This is a genomic window from Kitasatospora sp. NPDC059803 (genome assembly GCF_042732255.1).
In the GTDB taxonomy this organism is placed as follows: Bacteria; Actinomycetota; Actinomycetes; order Streptomycetales; family Streptomycetaceae; genus Kitasatospora.
This window is the reverse complement of sequence record NZ_JBHWIJ010000007.1, coordinates 14,038-25,098: the sequence shown is the minus strand read 5'-3', so window position 1 is coordinate 25,098 and position 11,061 is coordinate 14,038. Positions and strand designations below refer to the sequence as shown.

General features: G+C 76.0%; 1 protein-coding gene. It reads left to right on the top strand.

The window, feature by feature from the left end:
* Nucleotides 1–6: 6 nt before the first annotated feature.
* Nucleotides 7–11,061: amino acid adenylation domain-containing protein (locus ACFV6I_RS02210; protein WP_380423299.1), on the top strand; the 11,055-nt coding region annotated here is incomplete at its 3' end.

The window sequence follows — 11,061 nt, the reverse complement described above, 5'->3', positions numbered from 1 at the left end:
ATGAGCATGAACGGTCCCACGTCCCGGCCCGACCGACTGTCGGCGCTGCCGCCCGAGCTGCGCGAGAAGCTGCTGCGGCGGCTGGCCGGCCAGGGAGCGGCCCCGGACGCGCCCGGAGCGCCCGCCGCCGCGGCGGACGCCGCGATCGGCGCCGGCCCGCGCCCGGAGGAGGTCCCGCTCTCCTCCGGCCAGCAGCGGCTCTGGTTCCTCAGCAGCCTCGCCCCCGAGGGCAGCGAGTACACCAGCGCCTTCGGCCTGCGGCTGACCGGTCCGCTCGACCGGGACGCGCTGGCCCGGGCGGTGGACCTGGTGGTGGAGCGGCACGAGGTGTTGCGCACCAGCTACCGGGTCGAGGGCGACCGGGTGCGCCAGGTCGTCCACCCGGCGGCGTCCGGGGTGCTGCGCCTCGCCGAGCCCGCCGCCGATGCCGGGGAGCCTGATGCCGGGGAGCCCGGTGTTGCGGCCGTCGTACGGGCCGAGCTCGCGACGCCCTTCGACCTCGCGCGGGGTCCGCTGCTGCGTGCCCTGCTGCTGAGGTCCGCGCCGGAGCGGCACGTGCTGCTGATCACCGCCCACCACAGCGTCATCGACGGCTGGTCCTCGGGTGTGCTCTTCGACGAACTCGGCTCGGCGTACGCGGAGTTCGCCGCCGGTCGCACGCCGCGCCCGGAGCCGGTCGCGGTCCAGTACGCGGACTACGCGCTCTGGCAACGCGAGTGGCTGACCGGGCCCGGGGTGAAGGCCGGGCTCGACTACTGGGAGAGCAGGCTGCGCGGCGCCGAGCCGCTCGGCCTGCCCACCGACCGCCCCCGTCCGCCGGTCCGCGGCACGGCCGGCGCCGTGCTGCGGCTGGCTGTGCCCGCCGCGTCGACCGCTCGGCTCAAGGACCTCGCCCGGCGCGAGGGCACCACGCTGTTCCCGGTGCTGCTGGCCGGCTACCAGCTGCTGCTCGCCCGGCTCTCCGGGCAGCCGGACGTCACCGTCGGCACCGTCACCACCGGCCGCGGCCGGCCCGAACTGGAGCGTGCCGTCGGTTTCTACGCCAACACCGTCGCGCTGCGCACCGCGGTGGACGAGGAGGAGCCGTTCGCGGCGCTGCTCGCCCGGGTGCGGGACGGCGTGCTGGACGGCTTCGAGCACGACCAGGTGCCGTTCGAGCGGCTGGTCGAACGGCTGGAGCCGGTCCGGGACCCGAGCCGCACCCCGGTGTTCCAGACCATGATGGTGCTGCAGAACGCGTTCGGAGCCCCGCTCGCTCTGCCCGGGGTGGCCGTCGAGCAGCTGGAGCTGCCGCGCTGGGAGGCCACCGTCGACCTCGGGCTGGAGTTCGAGGAGCGCGACGGCGAGCTGGACTTCGGCCTGTCGTACAGCACCGCGCTGTTCGACGAGCGGACCGTCCGGGCGCTCGGCGAGCGGCTGGTCGCCCTGTTCGAGGCGGTCGGCGAGCAGCCGGACACCCCGCTGCGCGCGCTGCCGCTGGTCTCCGCCGAGGAGGCGGCCGAGCTGCGCCGCGACTGGGATGCGGCGGCCGCCACCGCCGACGACGGCCCCGCCACCCTGGTCCAGGCCTTCGAGCGGCAGGCCGCCGCCACCCCCGGCGCGCCCGCCCTGGTGTTCCGGGACGAGCGGCTCGGCTTCGGCGAACTCAACGGCCGGGCCAACCGGTTGGCGCGCCACCTGCGGGCCCTGGGGATCGGCGCGGAGAGCCTGGTGGCACTGGTGCTGCCGCGCTCGACCGACTTCGTGGTCGCGCTCTGGGCGGTGCTCAAGGCCGGCGCGGTGTACGTGCCGATGAACTCCGAGGAGCCCGCCGAGCGGATCGCCGACCTGCTGCGCGGTATCCGGCCCGCGCTGGTGCTCGGCACCGGGGAGCTGGCCGGCGCGGTGCCCGCCGAACTGCCCCGGCTGCTGCTGGACGAGCCCGCCGTGGTCGCCGCCGTCGCCGCCCGGGACGGGCACGACGAACCCGTGGCCGCCCCGGCCCCCGGGGACGCCGCGTACGTCATCCACACCTCGGGCTCCACCGGCCGGCCCAAGGGCGTGGTGGTCGAACACCGCTCGCTGGCCAACCTGTTCGCCCGCCAGCGGGACGAGCTGTTCCGGCCCGCGGCGGCCCTGCTCGGCCGCCCGCTGCGGGTCGCGCTGACCACGGTGCCGACCTTCGACGCGTCCTGGAACCCACTGATGGCGGTGGCCGACGGCCACACCCTGCACCTGGTGGACAGCGAGACCCGGCTGAACGCCGACGACCTGGTGGCCTACGCGCGGCGCGAGCAGGTGGACCTGTTCCAGCTCACGCCGTCCTTCGCCCGCCCGGTGCTCGACGCCGGCCTGCTCGCCCCCGCCGCGCCGCACCGGCCCGCAGTGCTGGTGCTCGGCGGCGAGGCGGTCGGCGAGGAGCTGTGGCGCGAGCTGGCCGCGACCCCGGGGCTGACCGCCCACAACTTCTACGGGCCGGCCGAGTGCACCGTCGACACCCTCGCCGCCCGGGTGGACACCGCCCGCGCGCCGGAGCTCGGCCTGCCGGTGCGCGGCACCCGGGCCTATGTGCTGGACGCGCACCTGCGCCCCGTCCCGGCCGGCGTGCGCGGCGAGCTCTACCTGGCCGGTCTGCCGGTCGGGCGCGGCTACCTGCACCGGGCCGCACTGACCGCCGAGCGCTTCGTCGCCGACCCGTTCGGCCCTGCGGGCACCCGGATGTACCGCACCGGCGACCTGGTCCGCCGCACGCCGGACGGGCGGCTGGAGTTCGCCGGCCGCGGCGACGACCAGGTCAAGATCAACGGCGTCCGGGTGGAGCCGGGCGAGATCGAGGCGGCGCTGCGCTCCCACCCCGCGGTGGACGACTGCGCGGTGGTGCCCCGGGTCGGCCGGGCCGGCGTCCAGCGGCTGGTGGCCTTCGTGGTGCCGAGCGCCGCAGTGCCGGGCGCGGCCGCGCTCCGCGCCCACCTGCACGGCCTGCTGCCCGACTACCTCGTCCCCGCCGCCTTCGCCTTCCTGACGGCGCTGCCGCGCACCGCCGGCGGCAAGACCGACCGCCGGGCCCTGCCGGAGAGCGCCGTCGAGCCGGAGCCGGCGACCGGCTACGTGCCGCCGCGCACCGAGGTCGAACGGGCTCTGGCCGGGATCTGGGCCGAGCTGCTCGGTGCCGACCTGGTCGGCACCGAGGACAACTTCTTCTCCCTCGGCGGCGACTCCATCCTCAGCATCCAGGCCGTCTCCCGGGCCCGGGCCGCCGGGTTCCTGCTCCAGTCCAGGGACATCCTGGTCAAGCAGACCATCGCCCGGATCGCCCCCGGCGTCACCACCGTGGCCGACACCGCCCAGCAGTACGAGCACCAGGGGCCGGCACCGCTGGCCCCGATGCAGCACCGGCTGCTGGCCGGTGCGGTCGACATCCCCCGGTTCACCATGTCGCTGCTGCTGGAGCTGGTTCCCGGCACCGACCCGGCCGCACTGGCGCGGGCGCTGGAGGGCCTGGTCGCCCACCACCCGGCGCTGCGCACCCGGTTGCGCCGCGCGGACGGCGGCTGGCTGCAGGAGGCCGCGGCGCACCAGGACGGCCCGCTGCTGAGCCGCCGGGACACCGCCGGCCTGGGCGGGCCGGAGCGCGCGGCGGCGCTGCGCGAGGAGGCGGAGTCGGCCCGCCGCGCCCTCGATCCGGAGCGCGGCCCGGTGCTGCGCGCCGTGCTGTTCGACGAGGGTGCCGGGGCGGGCCCCCGGCTGCTGCTGACGGCGCACCACCTGGTGGTCGACGGCGTCTCCTGGCGCATCCTGCTGGACGACCTCGCGACCGGCTACGAGCAGGCCCGGGCCGGCCGACCGGTCGACCTCGGCACCCCGACCACCCCGTTCGCGGCCTGGTCCGCCAGGCTCGCCGAGTACGTCCGCGACGGTGGCCTGGACGACGAACTCCCGTACTGGCGGCGGATCGCCGAGGAGTCCTTCGAGCTGCCCACCGACGGTGCGGGGCCCAACACGGCGGCCTCGCTGGAGCGCGCGGACTTCGCCCTCACCGCCGAGGAGACCGAGGCGCTGCTGCGCGACGTCCCGCCGGTCTACCGGACCAGGGTGGACGACGTGCTGCTCACCGCCCTGGCCGGCGCGCTCGCCGAGTGGACCGGCCGCGAGCGGGTGCTGGTCGGCCTGGAGGGGCACGGGCGTGAGGACGTCCTGCCCGGTGCCGACCTCTCCCGCACGGTCGGCTGGTTCACCGCCGTCCACCCGGTCGCGCTGACGGTGGCGGCCGGTGACGGGGTCGCCGCGCGACTGAAGTCGGTGAAGGAGCAACTGCGTGCCGTCCCCGCCAAGGGTTTCGGCCACGGTGCGCTGGCCGCCCACCGGGCGGGCTTCACCCCGGCTGCCGCGCCGGCCGTGACCTTCAACTACCACGGGCAGCTGGACGGCGCGTTCGCCGCCCGCTCCCTCTACCGCGCCCACCTGGGCGACGGCGGGCCGCAGTGGGACGGCGACCACGAGCGGAGCGCGCAGATCGAGGTGGTCGGCGCCGTCTCCGACGGGGTGCTCACGCTGTCCTGGTTCACCTCCCGGGCACTGCACCGGCCGCAGACCGTCCGGCGGCTCGGCGAGTCGCTGCTGGCGCACCTGCGGGCCGTCATCGCGCACTGCGCCGAGCCCGGCGCCGGCGGCCGCACGCCGTCCGACCACCCGTTGGCCCGGCTCGACCAGGCGGCCCTCGACCGGCTGGTCGGCGACGGCCGGGGCGTGGACGACGTCCTGTCGCTCACCCCGTTGCAGGGCGGCATGCTCTTCCACACCCTGACCGACCCGGACGGCGGCGCCTACGTCGACCAGCTGGCCCTGCGGCTGGAGGGAGTGGTCGCCGCCGAGGCGCTGGCCGCGGCCTGGCGCGAGGTGTTCCGGCGCACCGACGTGCTGCGCGCCACCGTCCGCTGGGAGGGCGTGCCCGAGCCGGTCCAGCTGATCCGCTCGGACCTGGAACTGCCGGTCGAGCTGCTCGACTGGCGTGGGGACCCCGACCCCGGCCGGCGGCTGGACGAGCTGGTCCGGGCCGAGCGCGAGCGCGGCATCGATCTGACCGCCGGGCCGCTGATGCGGATCGTCCTGGCCCGGGTCGACGACCGGACCGTCCACCAGCTGTGGACGTTCAGCCACCTGCTGCTGGACGGCTGGAGCACCGCCCAGCTGTTCGAGGAGGTGCTGGAGCACTACGTCGCCGCCGTCGAGGGGCGGGCCGCCCTCCCGGTCAGCCGGCCGCCGTTCCGCGAGTACCTGGAGTGGCTGGCCGGGCAGGACCGCGAGGCCGCCCTGGCGCACTGGCGGCAGGTGCTGGCCGGCTTCGCCGAGCCCACCGCGCTGCCGGTGGACCGCCAGCCCGCCGCCGACCACCGCGCCCGGGCCGCCGGCTCGCACAAGCTCGCCCTGGATCCGGCGGTCACCGGGGTGCTGGCCGACTGGTGCCGGGAGAACCGGATCACCCTCAACACCCTGATGCAGGGCGCCTGGGCGATCCTGCTGTCGCGGCACGCCGGCGAGCCGGACGTGGTTTTCGGTGCCGTCGTCTCCGGGCGCACCCCCGAGGTGCCGGGGATCGAGAGCGGCATCGGCATGTTCGTCAACACCGTCCCGGTCCGGGCCCGGGTGGCCGGACCGGAGGCGGACGGTGACCTCGGGGCCTGGCTGCGCGCCCTGCAGGCGGCGCAGGCGGAGAGCACCGCGCACGACTACCTGGCCCTCTCCGACGTCCGGCGCTGCGCCGAACTGGCCTCCGGGGAGCGGCTGTTCGACAGCGTGGTGGTCTTCGAAAACTACCCGGTCGCCGAGGGCGCCACCGGCCGCGACGGGGTGGGCGTCCAGGTGCTGCGCTCCTCGGACAGCAGCACCGTGCCGCTCACCGTCAGCAGTCACGCCGACACCGCGCTGCGGATCGAACTCACCTACGATCCCGAGCTGTTCGACGCCGCCACCGTGGAGCGGATCGGCGGCCGGCTGCGCACCCTGCTGGAGGGCGTGGCCGCGGACCCGCACCGCGGGCCGACCGCGCTGCCCTGGCTCACGGAGCGGGAGCGGTACACCCTGCTCGCCGAGTGGAACGACACCGCGCGCCCGCGCCGCACCGAGGCGCTGGTCCAGGAGCTGTTCGACGCCCAGGTCGTCGCCCGCCCGGACGAGGTGGCCGTCCTGGAGGCGGACGGCGGCGCTCCGCTGACCTTCCGGGAGCTGGACCGCCGGGCCAACCGGCTCGCCCATCGCTTGGTCGCCGCCGGCGCCCGGCCGGGCGAGCGGGTGGCTCTGCACCTGGAGCGCTCCACCGACATGGTGCTCGCCGTGCTCGCCGTGCTGAAGTCCGGTGCCGCCTACGTGCCGCTGGATCCGGCGTACCCGCGCGAGCGGCTGGAGTTCATGCTGGAGGACGCCGAGCCGGCGGTGGTGCTGAGCCACGCCGCGATCGCCGACCGGCTGCCCGGCCACGGCGGTGCCCTGGTCACCGTCGAGTCCGTCGCCGACACCGGCCCGGACACTCCGCCGGAGGTCGCCGCCGGGCCGGACGACCCGGCGTACGTGGTGTACACCTCCGGCTCCACCGGCCGGCCCAAGGGCGTGGTGGTGACCCACCGGAACCTGCTCCACATCGCCGGCGCCTGGGACGAGCTGTACGACCTGACGGAACGCAGGTTGCGCTTCGTCTCCATCACCAGCCTCTCGGTGGACCTCTTCCTGGCCGACCTGCTCCGCTCGGTCTTCTTCGGCGGCTCGATGCTCGTCGTGCCGACCGACCTGGTCACCGACCCTGCCCGGCTGCTCGCGCTGGTCGAGCGGGTCGGCGGTACCGCGATCGAACTGGTCCCCTCACTTGCCAGGGCACTGGTCGAGGAGGTCGGGGGGCGCGGCGAGCGGCTGCCGGCCTTCCAGGTGATGTCGGTCGGCTCGGAGGGCTGGCGCGTCGACGACTGCCGCGAGCTGCTGGAGCACGCCCACCCGGACACCATGGTGGTCAACGCCTACGGGGCGACCGAGGCCACCGTCGACTCCACGGTGTTCGTACCCACCCCCGAGCGGCTGGCCCGCCTCGCCGCCTACGTGCCGGTCGGCAGCCCGATCGGCAACACCCGGGTGTACGTCCTCGACGAGCGGGGCGAGCCGGTGCCGGTCGGCGTGCCCGGCCACATCCACATCGGCGGGGACGGCGTGAGTGCCGGCTACTGGCGGCGTCCCGAGCTGACCGCCGAGCACTTCCTGTCCGACCCGTTCACCCCGGGCGGCCGGCTGTACCGGCCGGGCGACCTGGGCCGCTGGACGGCCGACGGCGTCCTGGAGTTCCTCGGCCGGGCCGACCACCAGGTCAAGATCCGCGGCTTCCGGATCGAGCTCGCCGAGGTCGAGGCGGCGCTCACCGCGCTGGACGACGTGGCCGAGGCGGTCGTGGTGGCCCGCCGAGACCGCGGCCGGGACCGGCTGGTGGCGTACGTGGTGCCCGCCGTGCCCGGCGCCGGGATCGACCCGGCCGGGCTGCGGGCCCGACTGGCCGTCGGCCTCACCGAGGCGATGGTGCCCTCGGCCTTCGTCGGACTGGACCGCGTCCCCCTGCTGCCCAACGGCAAGACCGACCGCCGGGCGCTGCCCGAGCCGCCCGAGGACCTCGCCCTCGGCGGCGAGTACCTGGCCCCCGAGGGCGCGTCGGAAATCCTGCTGGCCGGGATCTGGGCGGAGGTGCTGGGCGTCGAGCGGATCGGGGCCGAGGACAACTTCTTCGAGCTGGGCGGCGATTCGCTGCTGAGCATCCGGGTGGTGTCCCGGCTGCGGCAGCACGTGGCCTCCGGGATCTCCCCGCGCGCCCTGTTCAGCGCGCCGACCGTCCGGTCGCTGGCCGCGCTGCTCGCCGCCGAGCGGGAGGCGCCCGCCGACGCGCTGGCGCCGGTCGGCCGGGAAAGTGCCCCGCCGCTCTCCTTCGGCCAGCAACGGCTCTGGTTCCTCGGGCAGTTCGGCGGGACCGGTGCCGAGTACAACTCGCCGCTGGGCCTGCGGGTGCACGGCCCGTTGGACGCCGACGCACTGGAACTGGCGCTGGCCGACCTGGTGGACCGGCACGAGTCGTTGCGCACGCTCTTCGGCCAGGTCGACGGCGAGGGGCGGCAGTTGATCGCCCCGGCCGGGCGGCCCTTCGCGCTGGCCCGCACCGACCTGGCCGGCCACCCCGCGCACGAGCGCGAGGACCGGCTGCGGGAGGCCATCGGCGCCGACGGCGCCACCCCCTTCGACCTGCGCACCGGTCCGCTGTTCCGGGCCCACCTGGTCCGGCTGGCCGAGGACGAGCACGTGCTGACCCTGGTCCTGCACCACATCGTCACCGATGGCCGCTCGGCCGGCGTGCTGGTCCGCGACCTCGCCGAGCTGTACCGCGTCCGGCGGCACGGCGGTACCGCCGACCTGCCGGAACTCCCCATCCAGTACGCCGACTTCGCGGCCTGGCAGCGTGCCCGTTGGGAGCGCGCGGGGAGCGGCCGGCTCGACTGGTGGCGGGAGCGGCTGGCCGGCCTGGAGCCGCTGGAGCTGCCCACCGACCGGCCCCGGCCGCCGGTGCGCGGCCGCGAGGGGGCGCAGCTGGAGTTCGCCGTGGACGCGGAGACCGCCAAGCGGCTCAAGCGGATCGCCCAGGACCGCGGCGCGACGCTGTTCACCGTGCTGGTCGCGGCGACCCAGCTGCTGCTCGCGCACTGGTCGGGCCAGGACGACATCGCGGTGGGCACCGTCTCGGCCGGTCGCGACCGGCCCGAACTGGAGCAGGTGGTCGGCTTCTTCGTGGACACCCTGGTGCTGCGTTCCGAGGTGGACTGGGAGGAGGGCTTCGACGGCTTCCTCGGCCGGGTGCGGGAGTCCGTCAACGGCGCCTTCGCCCACGCCGACGTGCCCTTCGACCGGTTGGTCGAGGCGCTGCGGCCGGAGCGCGACCCGAGCCGCACCCCGCTGTTCCAGGCCATGGTGGTCCTGCAGGACGCCCCGGGCGGCCCGGTGCGCCTCGACGGCGCCCGCACCGAGGAGTTCGGCCTGCCCACCGGCGGCGCCGCGTTCGACCTCACCTTCCAGTTCCAGGAGACCGACCGCGGCCTGGACGCCGCCCTGCAGTACAGCGTCGGCCTGTTCGACCGGAGCACCGCCCGCCGGATGGCCGACGCCCTGGTCCTGCTACTCGGCGGCATTTCCGAGCGCCCGGGCGACCCGCTGCGCGAACTCCCCTACGTCCCGGCCGAGGAGCTCGTGCTGGAGCCCCGGCGCTGGCACCGGGATCCGGACGGGGAAGCCGGCGTGCTCGCCCACGAGCTGGTGGGCCGGCGGGCCGAGGAGCGCCCGCACGCGGTGGCCGTGGTCGCCGACGACGGCACCGAGGTTTCGTACGGCGAACTCGACGCCCGGGCCGGGGGCCTGGCCCGCCGCCTGGTCGCCGGGGGCGTCACCCCGGACACCCTGGTCGGCGTGTTCGCCGACCGCGGGGTGGAGATGGTGGTGGCGGCGCTCGCGGTGCTCAAGGCCGGCGGCGGCTACGTGCCGTTGGACCCGCAGTACCCGGCCGACCGGATCGGCGCGATGATCAGCGGCACCGCGGTCCCGCTGCTGCTCACCCAGGCGCACCTGGCAGAGCGGCTCCCCGAGGGGCCGTTCACCGTCCTGCGGATGGACGGGTCGGACGGGTCGGACGGGTCGGACGGGTCGGACGGCGAGGTGGCCCCGGCCGGCCCCGCGCTGCCCGGCGAGCCGGGCTCCCCGTACCGGGTGGAGGCCGACCACGTCGCCTACGTGGTGCACACCTCCGGTTCCACCGGCCGCCCCAAGGCCGTGGTGATCAGCCACGGCGCGATCGCCCGGACCGCCCGGGTGCTGCGCGAGGCCTGGGACATCACCGCCGACAGCCGGGTGCTGCAGTACGCGCCGGCCAGCTTCGACGGCGGGGTGTGCGACCTGTTCTGCACCCTCACCGCAGGCGGCGCGCTCTGCCTCACCAGCCCGCGCCCCGCGCCCGACCCGGCCGGGGAGATCATCCGGACCGGCGCCACCGTGGCGGTGCTGCCCCCGGCGCTGCTGGCGGTGATGGACGCCGAGCGGCTGCGCGGCCGGCTGCCCACCGTCGCCGCCGCCGGCGACGTCTGCCCGCCCGACCTGGTGCGCACCTGGTCACAGGGCCGGGAGTTCTTCAACGTGTACGGGCCGAGCGAGGCCACGCTGGTCTCCACCCTGTGGAGTCCGGGCGAGCTGCCCGCGGGCGCCCCCGTGCCGGTCGGCACCGAGCTCAACGGCGTCGGCCTGCACATCCTCGACCGCCACCTGCGGCCGGTGCCGGACGGCGTGCCCGGCGAGCTCTACATCGACGGCCCCGGGCTCGGCCGCGGCTACGCCGGACAGCCCGGCCTGACCGCCGGGCGGTTCGTCGCCAACCCGTTCGGCGGGCCCGGGAGCCGGATGTACCGCACCGGCGACCTGGTCCGCCGGGTGGCCGGCGGCGAGCTGGAGTTCGTCAGCCGCACCGACACGCAGTTCAAGGTTCGTGGCCACCGGGTCGAGCCCTCCGAGATCGAGGCCGTGCTGCTGCGCGAGCCCGGCGTCGGGGACGCCGCCGTGGTGGTCTTCAAGCCGGAGGGCGGCCGCGAGCTGCTGGCCGCGTACGTGGCCCCGGGCGCCCGGTCGGGCGCCTCCGAGCTCTCGCCCGCGGTGCTCAGGGACGCGGTGGCCCGCGCCCTGCCCGGCTACATGGTGCCGGCCGCCGTCCAGGTGCTCGACCAGCTCCCGGTCGGCACCAACGGGAAGGTGGACCGGCGCAGGCTCCCGGCGCCGACCGGACCGGACACCGCCGTGGCGGCCCGGGTGGCGCCGCGCGGCCGGAAGGAGGAACTGCTCGCCCGGATCTGGGCACAGACGCTCGGCATCGAGCGGGTCGGCGTCGAAGACAGCTTCTTCGACCTCGGCGGCGACTCCATCCTCAGCATCCAGGTGGTCGCCCGGGCCCGCCGGGCCGGGCTGCGGCTGGACGCCCAGGACGTCTTCCTGCACCAGACCGTGGCCGGACTCGCGCCCCTCGCCCCCCTGATA